This is a genomic window from Natrinema versiforme, from assembly GCF_005576615.1.
GTDB lineage: Archaea > Halobacteriota > Halobacteria > Halobacteriales > Natrialbaceae > Natrinema > Natrinema versiforme_A.
This window is the reverse complement of sequence record NZ_CP040330.1, coordinates 865,618-889,536: the sequence shown is the minus strand read 5'-3', so window position 1 is coordinate 889,536 and position 23,919 is coordinate 865,618. Positions and strand designations below refer to the sequence as shown.

Sequence of the window (23,919 nt, the reverse complement as noted above, 5' to 3'; positions counted from 1 at the left end):
AAAATGGGATTCTCATCGACGCTCGTCCGCGCACTCGCCGCGCTGTATCCAGCCGCCGTCGACGGGAGCGACGACCTCGAGGAGTCGCTCTCCTTTACCGACTCGCCACACGACGCCGAGACGATCGTCCGGGCGGGATACGGGGCCGGGATCGTCGCGGCGTTTCTCCCGGTGGCGCTACTGGTCACGTCGGCTCCGATCCCCTTCGTCCTGTTTTTCGTGCTCGTCGCACCGCTCGCGGCGATCCACACCGTTCACTCGATGCCGCACTTGCAGGCGGCGTTTCGCCGAACGGAGGCGCTCGGCGACACGCCGAATCTCATCGGCCGAGCGGTGCTGCGAATGCAGGTCCAACCGGCGCTCGAGGGCGCGGTTCGGTTCGCGGCCGAAACGGGCCACGGCCCGCTCTCGCGGAGTCTCGACGGTCACATCGATCGATCGATCGGTACGTCCGGAACGGGGCTGCTCTCCTTCGCCGACGAGTGGGCCGAGTGGTTCCCGGCGCTCCGGCGGTCGGCGCACCTGCTCGTGGCCGCCCAAGACGCGCCGGACGCCGAGCGCGTCCGCACGCTCGATCGATCGCTCTCGGCCATCCTTTCGGGCACTCGCAGTCAGATGGCCGATTTCACGACCGCGATCCGAGCGCCGGCGACGGGGCTGTTCGCGTTCGGGATCATGATCCCGCTCGCGCTGGTCTCGCTCGTCCCGACGGTCCCGATGGTCGGCTACTCGGTCAACATCTGGCTCTTCGTCTTCCTGTACAACGCGGTCCTCCCCGCCGTGCTGATCGGCGCGAGCCTCTGGTTACTCGTTCGCCGCCCGGTCGCGTTTCCGCCGCCGACGATCGGCCACGATCATCCGGACGTCCCCGATCGGCTCCACCTTCGGGCGCTCTGGGGCGTGCTCGCCGGTCTCTGTAGCTACCTGCTGGTCGCCGCGTTCGGCCCCGCTCACCTCGCACCGATCGCCGCCGTCGGTATCGGCGTCGGTATCGCGCTGCTGGCCACGTACGGCCCTATCCTCGAGGTGCGCCACTACGTCCGCGATGTCGAAGCACACCTCACCGACGCGCTGTACATCGTGGGACGGCAGGTCGCCGAGGGCGAATCCGTCGAATCGGCGGTCGAGCTGGCGGCCGACCGCGTTCCCGCCGAGACCGGCGCTGTCTTCGAACGTGCGGCCGGCCTCCAGCGGCGGCTGCATATGGGCGTCCGGGAGGCGTTTCTCGGGAGCTACGGCGCGCTTCGAGATATCCCGAGTCCGCGCGCTCGCGGGACCGCCGCGTTGCTCGCGATCGCCGCCGACGAGGGGAAACCCGCCGGCCGAGCCATCGTCTCGATGGCCGACCACCTCGAGGAGCTCGAGGAGGTCGAAGCCGAGGCGAAACGGGACCTCAAACAGGTGACGGGCACGCTCGACAACACGGCGGCGTACTTCGCGCCGCTCGTGGCCGGTGCGACCGTCGGGATGGCCGCGATGATGTCCAGTGCAGATCTGAGCGGCGCAGAGGGGGTCGATGCTGCCGCGTTCCCCGCCGAATCGCTCGCGGTCGTCATCGGGGTCTACCTGATCGCGCTGTGTTTCATCGTCACGCCGCTCTCGATCGCCCTGCGTCACGGGATCGATCGGGCCCTCTTCGGCTACCACATCGGCCGCGCGCTCGCCTCCTCGATGGTGTTGTACGTCGTGACAGTAACTGCGCTCGACATCCTCCTGTGAGCCCGTCTCGGACTCGGATTTAAATACGAACACGCGGCGAGAGGCAGCATGGATCTGGAAACCCCGGTCGACGGCTGGTACGTCTGGCTGGCCGTCTCCATCGTCAGCGTCGCTGTCGCCGGTATCGCAGTCGGGTTGCCGAACGGGCCACCGCCGGATGCCAATCGGGCGGTAAACGCCATCGAGGAAACCGCCGGCAGCACCGCCCAGGCGAGTTCGACCTACGACCACGACGCGACCGAGATCAAGTTCGACGGCCGAACGGTCGCGATGCGAAACGAGCACGGCACCGCTCGAGCGAGTCTCACCTACGGACGCGTCGTCCCCGTCATGGGCCACGAGCGCCTCGAGAACCTCTCCGAAGGGCGCGCCTTCGAAGACGAGTACGCGACGGAACTCGACCGAGCGGACACGAACGCGTTCGACGTCTTCCTCGAGGATGTCGACGACGCGTACGCGGACAACACCGGGGAGTGGCGGACTGCGGACGACCGGATCCGAACCCGGACCGTCAGCACCACGCCGGTACCGACCGTCAGCGTCGCCGTCGAATTCGAACGCGTTGCGGGAGACCAGACGCATGACGCTCGGTTCGCCTACGAGGCGAACACGGACGCGACCGTACAGATACTGGCGACCGGCGAGAAGGATCTCGGCCGGATCGAGAAATCCGTCGACGCGAGTCCTACGGCAGAAACTGCCCGCCTCGACTCAGACGATCTCACCGATCACAATTCGTTGTATTTCCCGATCGACGTGCGGATTCGGGTCGGCGGAGAGGAGGTCTGTGCCGAGACGATAAGCGCCGACCAGGGCATCGACGCCCCTAAAGGGCTCCGTGCGGAGCCTGACTCCGAGCCGGTCTCGGTGTGTGAGTCGGGCGGCGCAGCCATCGACACTCCCGCGGAGACGCCGGGATACGTGAGACACAACGCGGCGACGGAAACCTTCGATGTCACACTCGTCGATGTCTAGCCGCCGGCGCGGACAGACCGAACCGCTCGCCGCGCTCGTCGCCGTCTCGGCGCTCCTCGTCGGCGTGGGACTGTACGGGCTCTATATCACCGAGACGCTCCCCGGTGCTACCGACCGGACGACGGAGACGACGGCAGTCACCCGGATCAAAGACGATATCGAGACCGACGGCGTCGTTCCCGGCGGCGACCGCGCGCTCGGCGACGAGATCGAGACGGCGTCGCTTCCGCACGGACGGAACGTCTACGTACAGGTCACGACCGTCGAGGACGGCCGCGAGACCGTCGTGGCCGACGCGTTCTTCGGGACGGACGGGCAACCGGACCGGAACCCCATCGAAAGCGGGGAACTCGAGGGGCCGCCGGACGAGGCGAGCGTAGCCGAACGTCCGGTCGCCGTCGAAACGAGACCCGGTGCCGTCCGCGGCGGAACCCTGACTGTGGGGGTGTGGGACGGATGAGCGGTGACCGCGCCGTGAGTACGGTCGTCGACGTTACGATGGCGCTCTTGCTCATCAGCGCGAGCGTGTTGCTGGTCGGGCTCCACCTCTCCGACTCCGACGACGAGTTCGACGACGACCGCGCCGACAGAACGGCCGAACTCCTCGGCGAATCGACGCTCAGTGTCAGGTACAGTCTCGCCGACACCGCACCGATCGACGACCGCGCCGGCGAGTACCACCGGACCGAGTACGGCTCGGCCACCGGACTGCTCGCGGACGCGGCCGTCGCGAACGCTCGCATCGACGGGACCCGAATCCGACCCGCCGGCGACGAGTTCGAAACCGCCGTCGACGCGTCCATCGGAAGCGCCCTCGTCGGCTCGAGCGGCGATTTCTACGCCGTCGCCGAGTGGGAGCCCTACGACAACGCCTCGATCAACGGCACCGCCACCGCCGGCGAACGACCCCCGCCGACCGCGGACGTCTCGAGCGTGACACTGACCGCCTCAAGCGGACTCCCAGCCGTCGATTCGGACGAAATCGAACGCGCGTATCTGGACGGGGGCACCGACTGGAACGAGTATCTGGGCGATCGAACCGACCGCGTCGAAACGCCCCAGAACGAGTCGTTCGAGGCGGCCGGGATGGTAGTCGGGTCGGCGATCGTCGACGGCTACTTCCCGCCGGCCGACACCCAGCGAACCCTCGAGAGCCAAGGCGTCTCCCACGAACTCGCGGTCTTTCGCTACGAGCGGATGGTCGCACCCCTCGAGTACGAGTTTACCGGGACGACGAACCCCGATCATCACGGCCCGCTCAAGCGCAACGAGGCGGACGCCGTCGAAGCCAACGCACAGGTACTCCGCGGACTCGAGGACGCTGACGCGTTCGGTCGGGACGGACTGGGCCACTGGATCGGGGCAGACCTACAGACCGCTCTCGCTCCCGAGATCGCGGCGATCGAGGCGGAGTACGACGGCCAACGACGAGACGAGGAGATCGCGGCGCTGCTCGCCGACGAGATATCGACTGCCGACGTGACGATTACGATTCAAACGTGGACCCATGACTGACCGACCTCACACCGTTTCGATCGCAGACGATGACCGCGCCCGCATTCCGTTCGCCCTGATCGCCGTCCTGTTGCTGGTCAGCAGCATCATGATCGTCGGCGTGCTGGAGTCCAGAGACACACCGACCGTCGACACCGACAACGCACTCGCGATGGATCGCGCCGAGTCCGTCGCTGTCGGCGAACTGCGACAGGCAGTCCTCCGTGCTGCCGACGACGCCGCCAGCGCACCCGTCACCTCGACTGAGGGGGCGGACGCAGCCTTCAGCAATGCCGTCGACGAGGACGAAGCTGTGTTCGATCAGTATTTCAAACTCCTCATCTACCGCGAAGTCTCCGAATCGTTCGCGAACGCCGAGCAACAGGTCGACCAAGACACCACCGCTCGAGCCTCGGTCGAGCGGATCGACTGGGGCGATAGCGACGACCTCGAGGCGGCGATCGATCGCGTCTCGATCGACAGGCGCGAACCCGGCGTCCTCACCGTCGACATCGACGGGATCAAACTGACCGTCACCGAAAGCGACGGCGAGACGGTGACCGAGCAACGGTCGCTGGCGGTGACGGTCGGCACGCCGCTCTACCAGCTCAAAGACCGAACCGAGGAGTTCCAGAGCCAACTCAACAAAGGGTTCTTCGAAACCGACGGCTACGACGGCTTTGGCCGGTACTTCGCAGCACGAATGTACCCCTACACGTGGGGGAAAGCCTACTACGACCGACTCTCCAGCGGCGACCGCGCCTTCCACAACCTCACCCCGAACGAGCACACCGAAGTGATGGTCAACGACGCCGTCTTCGGCCTCCAAGAGAAGACCTTCGGCACGACCGACCCCTCCAAGGACCGCGCCATGCTCCTCCCGACGCTCTGTATGGGGAGCGATCTCGCCTCGAGCGCGGGCGATGTTGAAACGGAGGACTTCCTTCCCGGCGGCGAGAACAACTCACTTGCCAACGAGAGCAACCTCTGTAACGCCGATCTGATCGACGCCGAGGGTGAGCTCCCGGACGCGCCGACCGTCCAAGATATCGTTTTGACGATGCTCGAGGACAACGTCGAGACCGATGTCGAGATTCAGGCCCATCCGTTCGCTGATGTCTCCTATATGCAGATGGCGGCCGGGATGGATATGGAGCAAGTGGAAGCAGAGTTTAATGAGTCGCTTGGACAAACTGACCGGTTCAACAGCCAATATCTTGAAAACTACTTCTCAGATGAGTTGGAAAACCAAGGTATGGCTGATAGAGTCGGAAGTTTCAGAGATGATGAGAGTGGTGTTCTAGCGGATGTTGAGGAATTATTTTTAACTAATTATCCACAGGAAGATGGCATATCTAAGATAATAGAGAAAGTATACGCTGTAGATGTGAAAACAACAGAAAATGGACCATATAAACATGATAGTTTACCAAATCCAACATCTCCTGCTGAATGGGCTCAAAACCCAGGGAACTGGTCTGGTCCAATTAATCAGACCTACCACGCTGATCAATCTCAATCAGATGTTGACGTAACTATTAATATTATATCGGAAGATAATAATACAAGTTTCGATAACCGTGACCTCGCTAAAATAGATATCAACTATGATACATCTGTCGGTGTGAAATCAGAATGGAAGCATAAGGATGTGAATCGATCACCACGAATTCGTTGGAATTGGAAGGAGAATGTAACGTACAGTGCTAGTTACAAAATCACCGGTGATTTTGTTTCTGACGAAATTTTAACTGAACGGGAAAAGCGTGGGATACAATCTCTATTCAGAGGAGATTCGTGGAATGAGGAATATGGGTTTGTGAAAAATTTTAACGGATCTGAAAACATAGCAATCAGAGAAACGTTCGGTCTCAGTTCGACATCTATTAGATACCAAGAAAGAGAACTTGAGGACGAAATAGTCGAATCAAGTGATGGTATAATACATACTCCTGATTTTAAGAAAGCAATCCCCTACTCTGCTGATCCAGATATTGATGTAAGTCCACGAAATCGGGAAAAACTCTACGAATGGGCATTATCAGATCTCAATCAGACACATTATGACGTTATCACGACTACAGAGCCTCATCAGACAGACTTGTGGGATATGGTTGAAAGACCAAGTCCGCTTGGAGGTATCGAGAAGAATGTGAGTAAATTAGAGCGTAAATTAGTGTATGAGGATGCTTCTGAGCCTTATAATAATACAGCAGATCTTCTTCGAGCCGAAGTTAGAAAACAATATTTTGAGAACACTCACGATAATATTGACCTGATCAACGGTTGGCATGACAAGACACTCGGGGAGAGCAGCGCGATCCTAAATGACCTCTTTGGGGGAGTCCTTGATACAAGTAATGACCTCCTCAGCGGTCCAATGAACTTTATCGATCAGATGATGGATCCCGAAACCCGGCCTCAAGATACACAAGCATCATTCAATCAATCTCCATTAGTGGATGATATGGACTATCGAGTTGAGGCCTCACCAACGTATCTCTCATTAGAGAGCGTTAATCGCACTGAGGTTCCAGCAGTGCGTCCGCATAGCGGCAACACACTCTCAGTCAGTAATATCAATGATTCAGAGCATGCTCCCATGGGTGCTGGTTATCTTGATGGAGTTGGCCACCCAGGCTTTCCTCTTCTGCCATGGCCATCCCTGTTCTATTTGCAACTTGACGCTTATTACGTGAAGATACAAGGAGAATATGCGCGTTTTGAAGTACGTTCTAATGCCGGTTCTCCAACGACCAATGATGGAATGACCTATGTCCAACAGGCATCAAAAGTTACTATCGAAACACCATCCTGGGCAGATCAAGAGGACCTTGCAGTTGGTTCTGTTGAACCAATCTCATTTGCCAATGATCTAGTCATTCCAATTATTGCTCCAAGTCCGCAATTAATGTCCATGGGTTCACCAGGAGTTGGTGATACGTGGCGCTACAAGGGTTCAGATTCACCACAGGAAAAATGTTCAGTAGCGTGGAAGAACACTGGCCCAAACTTCAATAAGGAAAGTAGCAGTTGTATTTCAAAGGAGAAGATAGGGATTAGTAATTGACACCCCACATCACTTCTCCTTCACTTCATAAACATTTCCACCTGCGGTTGGGACATAAAGAATATCATTCGAGATGGCAAGTGGTGCTCTGATTGATTCTCCCTCTCTCTTTCCAAACTCTTTATAATGCCATTTCACGGTACCGTTACTTGAGTTGAGGGCAACCAAATCATGATAGCTAGGTATATAAACGATCCCATCAGCAATCAATGGCTTTGTCTGTACACGATATGGGAGCTTTATCGGATCCCACAGATACTCCTGAGATTTGATGTCGACAGCAAAGAATTTCTGTGCTCCTGTGCCTGCTCCACCAAAATAGACGGTCCCATTCGCTATTGATGGACTACATTCCACACGTGCGTCGATTCCAATTGACCATTCCTCTTCGCCATTCTCGGCATCAATTGCGTACAGTCGCTGATCCTCGCCACCAACATAGACAGTTCCATCTGCGACTGCTGGATTACTCTCTCCTAGTGGCTCTTCATTTGGGTTCTTAAATCTCCACTCGATTTCACCGTTTTCAGAATCTACTGCATAGAGTGTATTCTCACCTGCAAAATACACACTTCCATTATTAAACGCTGGTACGTTCGTGTGTGGCCCGCGACCCTGATGATTGCGCATATTATGTAAAGTTGTTTCATCACCATTTTCTGGGTCGAAACGATGAAGAAGCAGATTTTGTGTTCCGATTACCGCATCACCAGCAATGACTGGATTGATACTGCTAATACCGATATCTTCCCTCCACAATACCTCCTCTCCGTCGCGGTCAATCGCAACGATCCCATCTTTTGTTCCGGCATATACCCCCTTACCAACAGCTGGATGAGCGGTGGGTGATGCGTTCACTTCTTCTTTCCACTCGAGGTCTCCACTCGGAAGATCAACTGCGTGTAGATGGTTGTCAGCAGCGACGTAGAGCGTTTCATCGACGATCGCCGGGCTATTGCTAATTACACCCTCAGATTCGAAGACCGTGTTTAGCTCCACATCGTCTCCCGTCGGCCCAGTCGCAGTCGGATGATACCCCGTATTCTGCGGATCGACTCCGTACATCGGCCACTCGCTGGCTGGCAGTTCATCACCGGTCCCGCTATCCTTGTTATTGCTCTTGTCATCATTCATACACCCTGCAAGTCCCGAAATCCCAGCAGTCGCACCGAGACAACTCGCCAACCAACCGCGACGAGTTCGAATCGATCGATCATCCATAATATACGTCACTTCTCTCCTTCAATCAAATAAAACTCTCGCTATCTCATATTTCAATGGGAGTGATATATCTCGAGCAATCCGCCGTCGAACGAGCATCGACAGACGGGGCGAAGACCACGACTATGCCCGAACGGAGGTTCAAAAGGGATGCCGAGCCACTGTCGGTATGATCGCTATCGCGGGTGCGAAAGGCGGCTGTGGAAAGACGGTGACGACGATCGGGCTCGCCGAAGCGTTCGGCCGGCGCGGGACGGCGGCGATCGCCGTCGACGCCGACCGGCAACTGCCGAACGTCCACGTCGCGGGTGGCGTCGATCGGGAACCGACGCTCGAGGCGCTCGAGCCGGGTACGAACGTCGATTCGGTCGCACAGTCGAGTCCGCGGGTCTCGAACGTCGGACTGCTCTCGGCTCCGGAGCCGTCGACGGAGGTCGACTTCGGGACGGCCTTCGAACTGCTCGAGGCCGACGGCGTCCGAACGTTCGTGGACTGCCCGTCGGGGGCGGGTCCCGATGTCGTCGAACCGCTCTCGGCGGCCGACGGCGTGATCGTCGTGACGACCGACGGCGAGCGCAGTTGCAGTGCCGCCGAGACGACGATCGAGATGGCGCGTCGACTCGAGATCCCGGTGCTCGGAACGGTACTGAATCGATGTGACAGCGTTCCGGAGGCGGTCGAATCGTGGACCGACGTTCCGGTGTTGGGGCGAGTTCCCGATGAATCGTCGCCCCTGACGAACGAGGCGACCTGCGTGGCCTACGACGAACTCGCACAGACGCTAGAGCGGAGGGCGTCACCGGACCGAACGCCGGTGGAGTACGACGGCGACCTGTTACCGACGGGAATCGACGACCTCGACCGGCGCTTGGGCGGGGGGCTGGCTCCGGGGTCGCTGGTCGCGGTGGTCGCGGATCCGGCCAGCCAGTCGGAGCAGCTCCTCTACGAGGCGACCGCCGTCCGCGGGACGCTCTATCTCTCGACCGAACGGTCGGCCGCGAACGTCGAGCGAGCGCTCGAGGCCACGGCGACGACGACCGGAAACCCGACGGTTCGCCGCCTCGACGGCGGTGACGAGCCTGGGGCGGCGATGGACCTGATCGAGAAACTCCCCGCCGCGTCGACGCTCATCGTCGACCCCGTAAACGCACTGGAGAGCGGCGATCGGGACGCCTACGTCACCTTTCTCGACGACCTCAAAGAGCAGTTGGTCGCGACCGAGAGTATCGGTCTGTTACACTGTCTCGACGAGCCGGGAGACGCTGCCCATCGGAGCGCGACGACGCACGCGGTCGATGCGGTCTTCGAGATGGAGACGGTCGCGACCGAGGCCGGATCGACCCTTGAGCACCGCCTCTCGATCCCGAAGTTCAGGGCCGGTGGGCGGTCGATAGAGCCGATCGAACTCGAGTTCGGTGACTCCTCGAGCCCGGTCGAATCAGTCGGAGACGACTCCTGAGTAGCTGGGAGCGGAGCGGCCGACCGAGCGAGACCGGTTAGACGACACCGATTCGATCGGACAGCCGCTTCTCACAGCGTTCGATCCGTCGAGCGACCGTCCGGATCGCGTCGACTGCGCCACAGTTCGGATAGACATCGCGGACGGCGCGCCACCGGCGCTGTGCGTCGGCGACCGCCGACCGCTCTTCGATCCCGATCGCCGGCGCGCCGAACGTCCGCTCGACGCGGTCGGCGAGCCGGTCGACGGCGGCGGCGTCAGCTCTGTTGAGTACGACCGCTGCGACCGGCGTCTCGAGATCGAGCGCGAGTCGTCTCGTGCGGAGTGCGTCGGCCAGCGCCGACTCGGTCGGTGTCGTCACGAGGACCGTCATCTGGGCGCTTTCGAGCTGGTGGCCCACGTCGCGTGCCAGCCCGGCCGGGCAGTCGACGACGACGCGCCCGCACTCGCGTTCGATCCGCTCGAGGACGCGTGGAAGCGTCGTCACGTCCGCCGCTCGGGCACCGGCGAGCGTGCGTCCGGCCGGGAGGAATCGGACGGCTTGGTGTCGGTCGATCGCCTCGAGCGGGTCGGCTCGACCGGCCAGCACGTCGTGGAGGTCCGGCCCGTGACCGCGCGGGAGGTCCGCGGTCGTCAGATCGCCGTCGACGACGACCGCGTCGAGTTCGCGGCCGAGGTTGAGCGAGACCGTCGATTTGCCGACGCCGCCTTTCCCGCCGCTGACGGCGACGATCATCGCACCCGCTCGAGGCTCTCGAGCGGCGGTCGCCAGTCGGCCATCGACGCGAACACGTCGGTCGGTTCCGGGGCCCGATCGTTCGAGGCACGGCGGGTCTCGGTCACCGCGAGCGGCGGGTCGGCTACCGCTGCCAGTTCCATCGGGGTCGCGAAGCCGAACCCGCGACAGCGGTTCGGTTCGACGAGTCCCTCCCAACAGCCGTCGCTCCACTCGGGGGCCGACTGTCGCTCGCCGTTCGGGGTCCAAAGCGGACCGTCGACGCGATTTTCGATACGGACGATCTGGGGCGTCGTCAGCGCGTTCGTGACGATCGCCGAGACCAGCGTCACTCCCTCGGTTCGGTCCGTCTCCCACTCGAGTTCGATCACGGCCGGCTTGGCCGCCCGATCCGATAAAAAGGTGATCGCTGTCGGGGCGACTGTAGCGGTGCCACAGGGGTCCGCTACTCGGCTCGGTCGCCGTCGCCGCCGGCGTCGGTTCCGAGGTCGAACTCGCCGGCGACCGACCCGCCGGCGGACTCGAGGACGACCGTCTCCCCGGCGGTCATCGAATCGCCGATATCGGCGGCGACGTCCTCGAGGTCGACCGCGGGCGGGAAGAGCAGGTCGACGCGGCTCCCGAAGGCGATGTGGCCGATGCGGTCGCCGCGCTCGAGGTCGTCGCCGCGCTCGGCGTAGGGATGAATGCGGCGGGCGAACGCGCCGGCGATCAGCGTGACTTCGGCGTCGTGGTTCGGCTCGTCGGGGTGGGAATTCGTGGGGCCGTCGCCGGCCGTCGCCTCGCTGTCGGCGGCGACCGGTTCCCCGCCGTTGTCCGCGATCGTCGCCGTTTCGTCACCGTCGGACGGCAGGGTCGGAGCGTCGGTCTCGAGGCGGACGTGGACGCGTTCGTTCCGGTCGGATTCCTTCGAGAAGGCGGGTCGGTTCGCGCCGGAGACGTGTTCGACGTCGGTAACGCGGCCCGCGAAGGGGGCGCGGACGACGTGGACGTGCCAGACGTTCATGAAGATCCCCAGCCGGACCTGATCGCCCTCCTCGCGGAGGACGGAGACGTTCCCGTCCGCGGGCGAGACGACGCCCGTCGGCGGCGGGGTACGTTCGGGATCGCGGAAGAACGCGAGGGTGCTGGCTCCGGCCGCGAACGCGACGAGCCCCGCCGTGACACTGATGAAAAGGGCGAACGGGGCAGCGAGCAGTGGAAGGACGGCGTACTTCCAGGCCCCCGGCGCGAAGTTCATAGGAGCGGTAACGGGACGGAATCGTATGGCCGTTACGGATGGAGCGGTCGACGATGGCGTCGATGAGACCCATCGACCGAATGACCGGAAACCGGCGACCGGGCTACTGTGGGGCCTCGACCGGGATCGTAAAGGAAAACGTCGACCCCTCACCGGGTTCGGAATCGACCCAGATGCGACCGCCGTGGCGCTCGACGATGCGGCGACAGAGCGCGAGCCCGATGCCGGTGCCGTCGTACTCCTCGCGACTGTGCAGGCGTTGGAAGACCCGGAAGACCCGGTCCTGATCGTCGGGATCGATCCCGATCCCCTCGTCGCGGACCGAAATCTCCCAGTTCCTGCCGCTTCGCTCGGCGCTGACGCGCACCCGCGGCGGCTCGTCGCCGCTGTACTCGATCGCGTTCGAGAGCAGGTTCTGGAACAGCTGGCGGAGCTGTCGCGAGTCGCCCGTGACCTCTGGAAGCGACGCGGCCGTTATCTCGGCGTCCTGCCGGTCGATCATCACCTGCAGATCCGTCAGTACGTCCTCGAGGACGGCGTCGAGATCGACGGGTTCGAACGGGTCACCCTGCGAGTCGATCCGGGAGTACTCGAGGAGGCCGTCGATCATGTCGCGCATGCGGTCCGCGCCGTCGACGGCGTACTCGATGAACTCCCGGCCGTCCGCGTCGAGGTCGTCGGCGTAGCGGCCCTCGATCAGTTGGAGATAACTCGAGACCATCCGCAGGGGCTCTTGGAGGTCGTGGGAGGCGGCGTAGGCGAACTGCTCTAAGCGCTCGTTCGAGGCCTCGAGGTCCGAGACGGTCTCGTTGAGCTGTCGCTCGTACCGCTGGCGCTCGATCGCGGTCGCGAGGATCGTCGCGACGCTCTCGAGGAAGTCGACGTCGTGATCGGCGAACTCCCGCCGGCGGGTGTCGTAGACGTCGAGGACGCCCCACGGATCGGTCGCCGGGCCGACGGTGACAGTGATCCCGCTCCGGGCGTCGGGGTCGTCCACCAGCGACGGCCCGTCGAACCGGTCCTCGGTCTCGAAGTCTTCGATCACGACGGGATCGTCGTCGGCCAGCGCGGCCGCGCCGATCGAATCGGTTGCGGAGGCGATCGTCCCGTCGGCGGCGTCGAAGCCGGTGTTGGCTCGGAGCCGAAGCGCCTCCCCGTCGGGGCCGGCCACCTCGTGTTCGAAGATGGCCGCGTACTCCGTGTCGAGCGCCGCCGCGACCAGTTCGGTCGCCTTCTCGAGCAACTCGTCGGTATCGGCGCTCTCGAGGGCGTTGCGACCGAGATACGAGACCGACTCGAGCTGGACGACTTTCTCCGTCAGGGTTCGCTCGGCCTCCTTGCGCGGGGAGATGTCCCGGAAGAGGCCGACGAAGTAGCGGTCGCCCTCGTACGTGAAGTCGTTGAGCGAGACGCCCAGCGGCACCTCGTGGCCGTCGGTGTGCTGGCCCGGTAACTCGACGTAGGTCCAGTTGATGTGTCGCTCGCCGGTGTCGAGATAGCGCTGGAGCGCCGAGAGGTGGGTCTGGCGCAGCCGCTCCGGGATGATCTTGACCTTGCTCGAGCCGACGAGTTCGTCGGGGTCGTGGCCGAGGATGCGCTCGACGGCGGGATTGGCGTACTGAATGTCGCTGTTCGTGTCGAGGACGATGATGCCGTCGGGCAACGCGTTGGCGAGCGCCTCGAAGGTGCGGCCGTACGTGAGATCGGACTGGGACTTCACCGTCGAATCGGCCGCCGACGCTCGGCGGCGGACGATCCCGGTGATCGACGGCTGTCGGTCGGCGTCTCCCTCCACGTCCCCGGCTCGCGATTGTCGCTCGAGGTGGACGGTACAGGGAACGACGTCCGTCTTCGTTCGGATCGGGATCGGCGTCGAGGTCGGTGTCGAGCCCGCCTGCTCGAGATCGGACCCGAGCGACTCGAGGGTCGTTTCATCGTCGAAAAGCGTCTCGAAGGATCGCTCGCGGAGTTCGGCCCGCGTGTAGCCGGTCAACCGCGTGAACGCGTCGTTGACGGCGGCGATCGTCCCCGCCGGCGTCACTCGGAAGCAGGCGACGTCCGCCGCCTCGAGCAGCCCTTCCATCCGGTCGGCTATCGGACCGGCGGTGGCCCCCTCCTCGGATACGGACGGGTCATTTGACGGGCCAGGTTCCATTGGCAGCCCTTTGGCCGTACCGTAGATAAGGGCTGTGGAACGCGTGACGTGTAGGTCTTGATTATAGTAGCCACTGCAAGTCAATGCGCTCCTGATCGCCGGACGACGTTGCGATCAGTGTGTAAATCGTTTCAGTGGCTACTATACATACCCGATCGTCGCGAGATTCGCGGCGAGGGACCGGTCGAGAGACTCGAGTCGAGCGATCCTCGAGCGGAAGACGGGACCGCGTACATCTCCTCGCCGTCGCCCGTCAGTCCCAGAACGCCTGCGTCCGGGCGTACTCACGTTCCTTCGAAAGGATGTCCCGGTAGAACTCGGACTCGTCCTCGCGGAGCTTGTTGATGATCTGGGCGGCGTTGTGCGGGCCGACCCCGCGGGCAGCCATCGCGATCACCGCCTGCTTGCCGTGGCTCTGGACGAGGCTCGCGGCCCGGAACGCGCGTTCGGTCATCTCTCGCTGCTCGTCGTCTTTCTCCTGAGAGCGGACCGCTTGGACGACCTCGTCGGCCCACGGGTTCAGCGACGCGATCCGGGTCGAGCCGCACTCGGGACACTCGGGCCGGTCGGGTACCCGCTTGACTTTCGTCTTCACCTTCCACTCCTTGCAGTGGGTACACAGCAGGATGACGCGGTCGTTCTGAATCCGCTCGCGGACCGTCTTGATGACGCTCGCGTCGGCGTTTTCCGGCGCGAGCAGTTCCTTGCCGCCCGAGGAGCGCCCGCCCTGTCCGATCGGCGTCCGACCGCGGTGGGTCACCAACTCGAGGTCGCCCGACTGAATCCCCTCGAGCACCGCACTCGCGCGCTCGATGTCGAGGTCCTCGTGGAACACTTCGCGAATCGCCTCCTCGTACATCGGCGTGTCCTCGAGCGCCGACAGCAAGCGGTCGTTCGAGAGCCGGCCCGACCCGCTGCCCTGCCAGCGTTTGAGCGCGCCGAACTTCGCCGAGACCTGCGCGAGCCGAAAGGCGAGCGCGTCCGACCGCTTGAGCCCGAGTTCGACGATCGCCTCGACGTGATCGGGATCGGTCGTCTCGAGCACCTCGATCACCTCGCTGGTCGCGATCGAGTTCGGGACCTCGAGTTCGATCCGGTAGGGATCGGTCTCGAGGCCGACCGACGAGCCGGCGCGCTGGCCGAGCAGCGCGGAACAGATCCGGCCGAGCGTTTCGTTCGCCGTGTGGCCGAAGGGTGCGTTGAGTACGATCGTCCGCCCCTGTCGCTCGAGGACCAGCCGATCCGCCGTCGGCATCGGCGACTCGCTCTCGACCTGCTGCTCGAGCTGGGTACAGGCCTCGGTCAGGGTGTACTCGTCGGCCGGGTATCGATGGGCGAGTTCGTGCCCGACCGCGGCCGCGTCGGCTCCCGCTTCGAACTGCGGCTCCGCGACGGCGCGGATGTCGCCGACCTCGCCGGCGACCGCCGCGGGGACCGGGATCTCCTGGCCGATCCACGACGGCACCTCGCCGGCGGGGTCCTCGATGGGGCTCACTTTGACCCGCGCTTCCTCGTCGTCGATCTCGGCGATCCGCCACATCTCGCCGCGCTGGATGAACACCTCGCCGGGCTGAGCGAAGTTCACGACGAACCGCTCGTCTAAGGTCCCGATCTGGCCGCCCGAGGCGATGTCGTGGACCTCGTAGGTCTCCTCGTCGGGGATCATCGAGAGGTTCGCGTAGACGTACTGCCACGTGCCGCCGGTGGTCTCGATGCGGTCCTCGCCCTCGTCGAACCAGAGAACGCGGTTGCGGTCCAGTTCCGAGATGATCTCGCGGATCGTCGCTTCGGGCACGTTCCGGAACGGATAGGAGCGGGTGACCGTCTCGACGGCCTCGTCGACGTACGTGTCGCCGCGGCTCTGGACGATCGCCGGCAACTGGTTCGCGACCACGTCCAGACTGCCCTCGTGGATCGCCGCCGGCTCGACCTCGCCGTCGCGGGCCCGGCGGGCGATCGACAGCGCCTCGAAGGTGTCGTCGGGACGCGTCGTGACGACCGTTCCGCTCGAGACCTCGTCCTGCCGGTGGCCCGCGCGGCCGATCCGCTGGAGCAGGCGGGTGACCTGTCGGGGGCTCTTGTACTGGATCACGTGGTCGACCTGCCCCACGTCGATCCCGAGTTCCATCGACGAGGTACAGAGCAATCCGTCGAGTTCGCCGGCTTTGAACCGGTCTTCGACGTCGATCCGGGCCTCCTTCGAGAGCGAGCCGTGGTGGACGCCGATCGGCAGGTCGAGTTCCTTGAACCGCGAGCCGAGCGCCTCGGCCGTCTGGCGCGTGTTCACGAAAATCAGCGTCGACTCGTTTTCCGCGACCAAATCCCGAATGACGCGGACGTGGCTGGCCGTGTCGGCTTCGGTCATGAGTTCGCCGGCCAGTCGCTCGTCCTCGTCGGTGATCTCCGGCTCGCGGACCGTCACGTCAACGTTGCTTCCCACGTCGATCTCCCGAATCTCGCAGGGCCGACCGCCCGTGAGGAACTGGCCGACCTCCCCCGGGTCGCCGACGGTCGCCGAGAGCCCGATCCGCTGGAACCGCCCCGAGAGGTCGTAGAGCCGCTCGAGGCCGATCGCCAACTGCGCGCCCCGCTTCGAGGCCGCGAGTTCGTGGACCTCGTCGATCACGACGTGGGAGACGTCTTCGAGGGCCTCGCGCAGGCGCTCGCCGGTGAGCATCGCCTGGACGGTCTCGGGCGTCGTGATCAGCACGTCCGGGGGGTCCTCGGCCTGTTTGCCCCGCTGGTACTGGGTCGTGTCGCCGTGGCGAACGTCGACCTCGAGATCGAGGTAGTCGCCCCACCACTCGAGGCGCTCGCGCATGTCGCGGTTGAGCGCCCGCAGCGGAGTGATGTAGAGCGCGCCGAACCCCTCCGGTGGGCCGTCATCAGCAACGAGATGGTCGAAGACGGGCAACATCGCCGTCTCGGTCTTGCCACTGCCGGTGGGCGCGATCACGAGCGTGTTCTCGCCGGCCGACAGCGGCGGAATCGCCAGTCGCTGCGGTGCCGTCGGCTGTGAGAATCCGCGTTCGGAGAGCGCCCCCCGAACCGTCGGTCCGAGGCGCGTAAAGGCCGCGACGTCCCCGTCAGTCATCGAAACGCGCTAGGGGCGAACGCCGGATAAGGCCCACGTTTCCGGTGAACGCGGCCCGGATCGACGACCAACTCGAGCCAGTGCCGACGGCCGCCGGGAGAACGCCGGCGGCTGTCGGATCGGTCTCGGAGACGACTCACTCCTCGGATTCGTCGCTCTCGCCGTCGGACTCGGCGTCGAGATCCGTGTCGACGAGATCCGCCGCAACGTCTTCGTCGACCGCCATCTCTCCCGGCTCGGCCGGTTCGTCCTGCACGCCGGGTTCGGCGCGTTCGGCGATCTCCTCGTCCGAGCGTTCGTCGGTGTAGTCCGCGTTCGTCTCGGTTTCCTCGAGGACGTCGGCGCTTGCCTCGTCCGCTCCGGAGTCGCCGATCTCGTCGTCACCGCTTTCGTCCAGCCCGGTCACGTCGGCGTCCTCGCTCTCGCCCTCGCTCGCGTCGGCGGACCCGTCGACATCGAGGTCGGTCTCCGACTCCTCGCTTCTGGGGCCGTCGATGGAGATCTCGGTGATATCGTCGGGGACGGTGGCGGCGGTCCGGTTCCGGATCGTCTCGATCCGATCCCCAGGGACCGCATCCGCAGCACGGCGCTGGATCTCGTCGGGAACGGCGTCCTCGACGCCGGCCTGAACCTCGTCGACGGACTGGACGGGAACGTCGTCGCGCCCGCCCAGTACTCGCAATACGGCGTACGTGAACCCGAAGAGGCCGGCCGCAGTGAGCAGGTGTTTGGCGAGCCGTCTCGAGGAAGATGCGTCGGCCGGCGGGTCGGCAGCGGCCGAGGTCGCTCGGTCGCGGTCGGGTGTTCGAAGTTGCATCACGAGTCGTTCGCACTCGGCCGGCAAGTGGGTTCGGCGTGCGCAAGCCGGCAGCGCTCGCGGGCCGCGGCGTCGGGTGCTCGCAATCAGATCTCGAGGTGTTCGATGCGGGCATAGCGGCCGGCCCGCCAGCCGGCGACGATCGCGACGACCGTGCCGACGACGAGCGCGAGCGCGAACCCGCCGAGATAGACGGCGGGCGGGGTCCGGAGGAGTCCCTCGAAGCCGAGTACCGACGCCGCGAATCGGTTCACCCCGAGCACGGCCAGCGGCGTCGTCGCGAGCCCGACGAGGCCGCCGAGCAGCCCGATGACGAGGCCCTGCGTGCCGATCGTGCCCGCGAGCACCCGCCGGGAGAGCCCGACGGCCCGGAGCGCCGCGAGTTGCTCGCGCTGTTGGTGGGCCACGAGCGCGAACAGGTTCGCCGTCAGGACGACGCCGCCGACGACGGCGAGGCCGACCAGCGTCGCGCCGCTCGCGAGGACGATCGTGCGCTCCTCGACCATCGACTGGACCTGTTCGTCGCTGGTCCGGACGTCGTACTCAGGGTACTCCTCGTCGAGGTCGTTCGCGACGGTCGTTCGATCGGCGTCATCGGTCACGTCAGCCGTGATGAACGTCGCCCGGTCGGTTCCCGACGTACCGGCGACCGCCTGCAGATCGCCCAGCGGGACCGTCACCCCCGGCGAGCCCAGATACTGCGAGTAGTAGCCGGAGGTCCCGACGACGGTGAACTCGGCTGCGTCCGCCGTCTGTCTGCTGGTCCCGACGTAAATCGTCTCGCCGACCGAGACGTTCAGCGAGTCGGCGACGCGCGGATCGATCACGATCTCGCCCACCGTCGGCTCCTCGGGCGGCGGAGTGGCAGCCGTCTCCTCGTCGACCTCGAACCCGCGTCCTTCCCGGAAGTTGAACCCATCGTGGGTCTCCTGGACGCCGACCGCGGGCCTGCGTTCGAGGTCCGACGCGTTCGTTCCGAGATAGACGTCGTACATCGCGATCGGCGAGGCGCTCTGGATGTCGTCCCGTGCGGTGATCTCGGCCGACTTGGCGTGTGCCACCACGATCGGGTTCTCGGTGCCGCTCGCGGACGGATCGACCGGATCGCTCGAGATCCAGATGTCCCGGTCGGCGTTGTCCAGCCCCTGTTCGCCCTTGTCGACGACCCCGACCCCGAGGCTCGCGAGCACCGTCACCGAGAGCACGGCCAGCGTGACCGCGAGCACGGTGAGGGCGGTTCGACCGGGCGACCGGCGGAGCTGTGCGAACGCGAGTCCGACGACGGCGCGCAGGCGAACCACCGCCCCGCTCAGCGTCATCGGCCCACCTCCTCGAGGACGGACGTTCGCGCGGCCACGGCAAGCGGGTACGGAACGGCGACCAGTCCCGACAGGAGGGCGACGCCGATCGCGTAGGGCACCAGTAGCGGGTGGAACTGGGCGACCGCTCCTGGCGCGACCGTCGCGCCGGCGACGGCGTTGACGCCGACGATTCCGGCCATCCCGAGTCCGATCCCCGCGATCGATCCGACCACCGTCGTGATCCCCGTCGACACCGCGACGACGGCGAGCCGGCTGTGCGTCGGGAACCCGACCGACTCGAGGACGGCGAGGGTACGACGGTCCTCGTTGACGGTCATCCCCATGGTGGTCGCGACGAACGACGCACAGATCGTCACGCCGACCAGCAACGCGATGACGCTCGTCGCGAACGCCAGCCCGTCGTCGAACAGCGCCGACGGATCGGTGCCGCCGGCCACCTCGACCGCGGCGGCCGGATACGCGTCGGACGCCGCCGACTGCGCCGCCTCGGTCTCGCCCCAGACCAGCAGTCGATCCGCGAGCTGGCCGTCGTCGCTCCCCGAATACGACTGGAGTTCGCTCAGATGAACCACGCCGACGGGCGCGTCGCTGCCGCGGGCACCCTCGTCCGCGATGGCGGTCACCGTCACCGTGACCGAGGGTGTGGCGGTATCGACTCGGTCCGTTCCGCCCGTTCCACCGATCGAAACGGGGATGTCGTCCCCCGCGTTGACGCCGAGTTGCTCCGCGGCGGTCGACGAGAGAACGATCTCGCGCTCCTGTGGTCCCTCGTACGAACCGTTCGCGTAATGGGGATCGCCCGCCTCGAGTTCGCCGGCCGGCAGACCCGCGACGGTTCGTGACTCCTCATCCGGGACGACGCCGACGAGGCGGACGGTTCGCGGCTCGCCGTCGGACGCCTCGAGCTGTGCCGTTTCGACGAGTACCGGCGATGCGTGTTCGACGCCGTCCTGGGCTCGGATCGTCGCGGCCCGTTCGTTGGTCGCGCCGAGCCGCGGGTCCTCGACCCCGTTGACGGACGACAGCGTTCCGCTCTCCTCGGGGATGACTCGGACATCGGCGTCATCGCCGTTGGTTACGCCGCCGTCGGCGAGCGCCAGCGCGACGCCGGTGACGACCACCAAGAGCGCGATCGTCAGCGCGACGGCGGCGATCGTCGACGCGATTCGTCCCCTCGTCGTTCGCGTCGCCCGCCGCCACCACCTGCCGAGGGTCAGACCGACGATACCGGACCAGCGCGTCCGCCGCCGCGAGTCGACCGCCTCGGGCAATACGTCGTCGTCATCGGACATCGTCCACCCGTCCGTCACACAGCGTGACGATCCGATCGGCGACATCGAGCGTGGCCTCGTCGTGGGAGGCGACCAACACCGCCCGCTCGCGGCCGACATCGGTCAGCAGTTCGAGGACATCCGCCCCGGTCGCCGTGTCAAGTTCGCCCGTCGGCTCGTCGGCGACGATCACGTCCGGGTCCGTCGACAGCGCCCGCGCGATCGCGACGCGCTGTCGTTCCCCGCCGCTGAGTTCGCCCGGCAGATGCGTGGCGCGGTCGCCCAGCCCGACCTCCTCGAGCAGCGCCGTCGCGCGCGCTCGCCGGTCGGCTCGCGGCACCCCGGACTGGACGAGCGGCAAGGCGACGTTCGCCCGGGCGGACAGCGACGGCAGGAGGTGGAATCGCTGGAAGACGATCCCGATATGGTGTCGCCGGACCCGGGTCCGCTCGGCGTCGGACAGCGCCGCGAGATCAGTGTCGCGCAGTTCGACGCTGCCGCTCGTCGGAACTAACAGCCCCGCGACCGCGTGTAACACCGTCGACTTCCCGCTCCCGCTCGGTCCCTCGAGGCCGACGATCATCCCTTCTGGCACGTCGAAGGAGACGTCGCGGAGCGCGGTCACCGTCCGCTCGTCACCCGAGCGAAAGCGCCCGCCGGTCGACCCGTACTCGTGGGTGACGCCCTCGAGGCGAACGGCCGCCGTCGATTCGCGTTCGTCCGTCCGATCCCTCGCCGACGATCGCGAACCGTGTACTGATTGGTTTGACATTCCCAACGGTCTCACTCGCAGTGACCGCCCACCGACTCATTGTTTCGACCCGGCTACCCCTGTCAAACGACCGCTACACGGTGTTTTGCTCGTGAAACGGTCTCGAAGGCGACGCCGATACCGCGATCAACGCGGCTGTCGCGCTCGTTCGATGGTATCCGGGTGATCGAGGCGAGTCGGACGAGGTAGGGGGCGCATTGTGCGCTGCTTTGTCAGTGAAACGGGTACGTACAGGTTAGCAACCGATCACGTCGGGCTATTCTCTCTGGTTTTCTGACTTGCTCCGTCTTCGAATACGAACGCACTCCGCTGCTCGGTATCGTCGGCCGCCTCGAACAATTGTGGTCCGTCGTGCGGCCTGAGCCAGACCGTCATGTCGTCGCGGTTCTCGTGTCGGTGCAGATTTCTGGCGTCCGGGTTACCTGCATTCCGGATAAGAGTCGCCGGGAATCTAGTTTTTCGTGGGACTCGAGGGGGATATCGGGGCGACTCTGTTTGACTCTATCAATCTTCTCGGACACCGCGCTCGCGGTAACTACGTGTGCGAACCGAACTTTTGCGCTGCGGGCGCGACTCCGTCGCGCCCTCGGCAAAATCTCGAGAGAGCAACGCTCTCTCGGACCTCGCGGGAGCTTCGCTCCCGCTTAGCTTCGATGAAAAGCACGGCGTCACCCCCTCAGCCGCGCCACTGGCGCGGCTTCGAGGGTTCCTTGGCCCGCTCGCTCACACCGTTCGCTCGCGGTTGCTGGCGGTAACGCCTCCGCCTGTACTTACCGCTGATGATTCTGTCCGACACTGTCTGACTTCTCGGACAGTCTTTTCATGTAGGTTCTATCTGAAAAGCACGGTAACGCTATATGCATATTGAACATCATGCTGAGGCGAAGGCCGATGGGATGCAGATCTGGGAGCCGTTGAAAGGAATACCCTCTGATCAGGGCTTTGGAAGTGAAACGAAAAACGTAGATCCTTCACCAGGCTCAGACTCAACCCATATCTCACCATTATGGCGCTCAACGATCCGTTGACAGAGCGCAAGTCCAATTCCTGTGCCGGCGTACTCATCACGGCTGTGCAGCCGATGGAACACTTCAAAGATGCTGTCTTGGTTAGCAGACTCAATGCCAATACCCTCGTCACGGACAGCAATGATCCACTTGTTCCTCTCCTGTTCGGTGAAGACGTGGACACACGGTGGTTCATCACCGCTATATTCGAGCGCGTTTTCCACAAGGTTTTGAAAGAGTTGACGCAGTTGGTTAGGGTCCCCTTTGACCTGGGGGAGAGTCTCCGCGGTTATCTGGGCATCATTTTCTTCTATTTGCCGCTGGAGGTCAGTTCGTACATCCGCTAGTATCTTGTTCAAGTCAACGTGTTCAAACGGAGCACCTTGTGTCTCGACCCGCGAGTATTTGAGGAGTCCATCAATCATGTCACGCATCCGGTCGGCGCCATTAACGGCGAACTCAAGAAACTCGTGGGCGTCCTCGTCCAGCGTGTCCCCATACCTGTTATCAAGCAACTGAAGATAACTGGATACCATCCGCAGAGGCTCCTGCAGATCGTGTGAGGCCGCGTGCGCGAACTGTTCCAACCGTTTGTTCGACTGCTTCAGCCGGCTGTTCAGGGCCTCTAGTTGTTGTTCGGTGTGTTTCCTCTCCGTGATGTCGATAAGTGCACCGGGGAAGGTAATTGGATTGCCATCTTCATCACACTCAACGTGTCCACGAGCGATGACCCACTGGAGTTCGTCGTCCTCATTCCAGACGCGATACTCCTCCTCATACTCACCGCCGGACTCAACAGTTTCCTGAATTCGCTGTTTAACCCGTTCGCGGTCGGCCTCGTGGATTCTGGAGACGAATTGGTCGAGCGATACGCCCTCTCGGGCCGCAGCTGGGTCAACTCCAAATGTCTTGGCGAACGCAGGCCCAGTGACGAACTGGTCTTCGGGGATGTGCCATTCCCAAGTCCCGACCGTACCGGCCTCTACTGCGGCCTCCATTTGCAACTTGGCGTCACGTAAGGATTGCTCACGCTCTCTCTGTGCGAGTTGGGAATTTACCCAGTTACTGACGAATTCAACGAACGTCACGTCCCAGTTAGAGAACTCCTCCGCTCGTGCCTCCATCCCGTAGAAGCAAAATGTCCCATAGACCTCCTCGCCAGCGAACACTGGAGTTCCGAGATAACAGGCAATTCCCCAGGTAGAGTCTGCTAACTCTGTTGCTTCTGCTTCAACATCCCTTAGGACAAGCGTCTGTTCAGTCTCGACAACGTGCTTGCAATTTGGAAGTTCCGAGAGAGGAATCGCCTCTCCCGCCTGCAGGTCAGCATCGGCCGGAACATCAACTGCCTCAAATATATAGGTGTTGTCCTCAACACATGAGAACGTCGCGTAGTCCGTTCCGACCACGTCGCGAACAATTTCCAGAAGAGTGTCGATTTGTTCTATAAACGGTTGGTTAGTCTTGGAGATGGTTTCTGAGACTTTTTGCAGGGCGCTTTCACGGTATTCGAGTTGTGCTGAGAGATCTTCCCGAGGACTTCTTGACACATCCCGGTCACTCATTA

At 63.5% G+C, this 23,919-nt stretch carries 17 protein-coding genes; 6 read left to right on the top strand and 11 right to left on the bottom strand.

Annotated elements, in window-relative coordinates; translation table 11 throughout:
- Positions 1 to 3: 3 nt before the first annotated feature.
- From FEJ81_RS04300 to FEJ81_RS04280, 5 genes are read left to right on the top strand one after another with little or no spacing between them, the layout of a single operon-like run.
- On the top strand, positions 4 to 1,719 hold the full coding sequence (locus tag FEJ81_RS04300) for a secretion system protein (RefSeq protein ID WP_138244116.1): 1,716 nt from the start codon (positions 4 to 6) through the stop codon (positions 1,717 to 1,719).
- Positions 1,720 to 1,767: 48 nt separating this feature from the next.
- Positions 1,768 to 2,694, top strand: a complete 927-nt coding sequence (locus tag FEJ81_RS04295; protein WP_138244115.1) for a DUF7283 family protein — start codon at positions 1,768 to 1,770, stop codon at positions 2,692 to 2,694.
- On the top strand, positions 2,687 to 3,154 hold the full coding sequence (locus FEJ81_RS04290; RefSeq protein ID WP_229504757.1) for a DUF7285 family protein: 468 nt from the start codon (positions 2,687 to 2,689) through the stop codon (positions 3,152 to 3,154). The genes FEJ81_RS04295 and FEJ81_RS04290 overlap by 8 nt, the downstream gene beginning before the upstream one ends.
- Positions 3,151 to 4,209 carry a DUF7284 family protein gene (locus FEJ81_RS04285; RefSeq protein WP_138244113.1) on the top strand — a complete coding sequence of 353 codons (1,059 nt, stop codon included), beginning with the start codon at positions 3,151 to 3,153 and terminating at the stop codon, positions 4,207 to 4,209. The genes FEJ81_RS04290 and FEJ81_RS04285 overlap by 4 nt, the downstream gene beginning before the upstream one ends.
- The gene (locus FEJ81_RS04280; RefSeq protein WP_138244112.1) at positions 4,202 to 7,258 is read left to right on the top strand and encodes a DUF7286 family protein; all 3,057 of its coding nucleotides are present in this window, start codon (positions 4,202 to 4,204) and stop codon (positions 7,256 to 7,258) included. The genes FEJ81_RS04285 and FEJ81_RS04280 overlap by 8 nt, the downstream gene beginning before the upstream one ends.
- A 9-nt stretch (positions 7,259 to 7,267) precedes the next feature.
- Here the strand turns inward: FEJ81_RS04280 and FEJ81_RS04275 are convergent, their stop codons facing one another.
- Positions 7,268 to 8,392, bottom strand: coding sequence for an outer membrane protein assembly factor BamB family protein (locus tag FEJ81_RS04275; RefSeq protein WP_175416351.1), 1,125 nt, complete (start codon positions 8,390 to 8,392; stop codon positions 7,268 to 7,270).
- Between the two features lie 256 nt (positions 8,393 to 8,648).
- Here FEJ81_RS04275 and FEJ81_RS04270 point away from each other — a divergent pair, with 256 nt between their 5' ends.
- Positions 8,649 to 9,938, top strand: a complete 1,290-nt coding sequence (locus FEJ81_RS04270; RefSeq protein WP_138244110.1) for a DUF7125 family protein — start codon at positions 8,649 to 8,651, stop codon at positions 9,936 to 9,938.
- 37 nt (positions 9,939 to 9,975) lie between these two features.
- On the opposite strand, the gene FEJ81_RS04265 is transcribed toward FEJ81_RS04270, so the two are convergent.
- The 10 genes from FEJ81_RS04265 to FEJ81_RS04215 form a co-directional block, all read right to left on the bottom strand.
- Complete coding sequence (locus tag FEJ81_RS04265; RefSeq protein WP_138244109.1) at positions 9,976 to 10,674, bottom strand: MinD/ParA family ATP-binding protein; 699 nt, start codon at positions 10,672 to 10,674, stop codon at positions 9,976 to 9,978.
- Positions 10,671 to 11,045 carry a DUF7857 domain-containing protein gene (locus tag FEJ81_RS04260; RefSeq protein ID WP_138244108.1) on the bottom strand — a complete coding sequence of 125 codons (375 nt, stop codon included), beginning with the start codon at positions 11,043 to 11,045 and terminating at the stop codon, positions 10,671 to 10,673. Before FEJ81_RS04260 ends, FEJ81_RS04265 begins: the two co-directional genes overlap by 4 nt.
- A 74-nt stretch (positions 11,046 to 11,119) precedes the next feature.
- Positions 11,120 to 11,914 (bottom strand): protein sorting system archaetidylserine decarboxylase, encoded by a 795-nt coding sequence (locus FEJ81_RS04255; protein ID WP_138244107.1) that lies wholly within the window; start codon positions 11,912 to 11,914, stop codon positions 11,120 to 11,122.
- A gap of 103 nt (positions 11,915 to 12,017) precedes the next feature.
- Entirely contained in the window at positions 12,018 to 14,069 is a 2,052-nt protein-coding gene (locus tag FEJ81_RS04250) for a PAS domain-containing sensor histidine kinase (protein WP_175416350.1), read from the bottom strand.
- Positions 14,070 to 14,322: 253 nt separating this feature from the next.
- On the bottom strand, positions 14,323 to 17,163 hold the full coding sequence (locus FEJ81_RS04240; RefSeq protein ID WP_138244105.1) for a DEAD/DEAH box helicase: 2,841 nt from the start codon (positions 17,161 to 17,163) through the stop codon (positions 14,323 to 14,325).
- Between the two features lie 136 nt (positions 17,164 to 17,299).
- Positions 17,300 to 17,980, bottom strand: a complete 681-nt coding sequence (locus FEJ81_RS04235; protein WP_138244104.1) for a hypothetical protein — start codon at positions 17,978 to 17,980, stop codon at positions 17,300 to 17,302.
- 86 nt (positions 17,981 to 18,066) lie between these two features.
- Complete coding sequence (locus tag FEJ81_RS04230) at positions 18,067 to 19,299, bottom strand: ABC transporter permease (protein ID WP_138244103.1); 1,233 nt, start codon at positions 19,297 to 19,299, stop codon at positions 18,067 to 18,069.
- Positions 19,296 to 20,594, bottom strand: a complete 1,299-nt coding sequence (locus FEJ81_RS04225) for an ABC transporter permease (protein ID WP_138244102.1) — start codon at positions 20,592 to 20,594, stop codon at positions 19,296 to 19,298. The genes FEJ81_RS04230 and FEJ81_RS04225 overlap by 4 nt, the downstream gene beginning before the upstream one ends.
- The gene (locus FEJ81_RS04220) at positions 20,584 to 21,345 is read right to left on the bottom strand and encodes an ABC transporter ATP-binding protein (protein ID WP_138244101.1); all 762 of its coding nucleotides are present in this window, start codon (positions 21,343 to 21,345) and stop codon (positions 20,584 to 20,586) included. Before FEJ81_RS04220 ends, FEJ81_RS04225 begins: the two co-directional genes overlap by 11 nt.
- Positions 21,346 to 22,279: 934 nt before the next feature.
- Complete coding sequence (locus FEJ81_RS04215; RefSeq protein WP_394349648.1) at positions 22,280 to 23,917, bottom strand: ATP-binding protein; 1,638 nt, start codon at positions 23,915 to 23,917, stop codon at positions 22,280 to 22,282.
- Between the last annotated feature and the right edge of the window lie 2 nt (positions 23,918 to 23,919).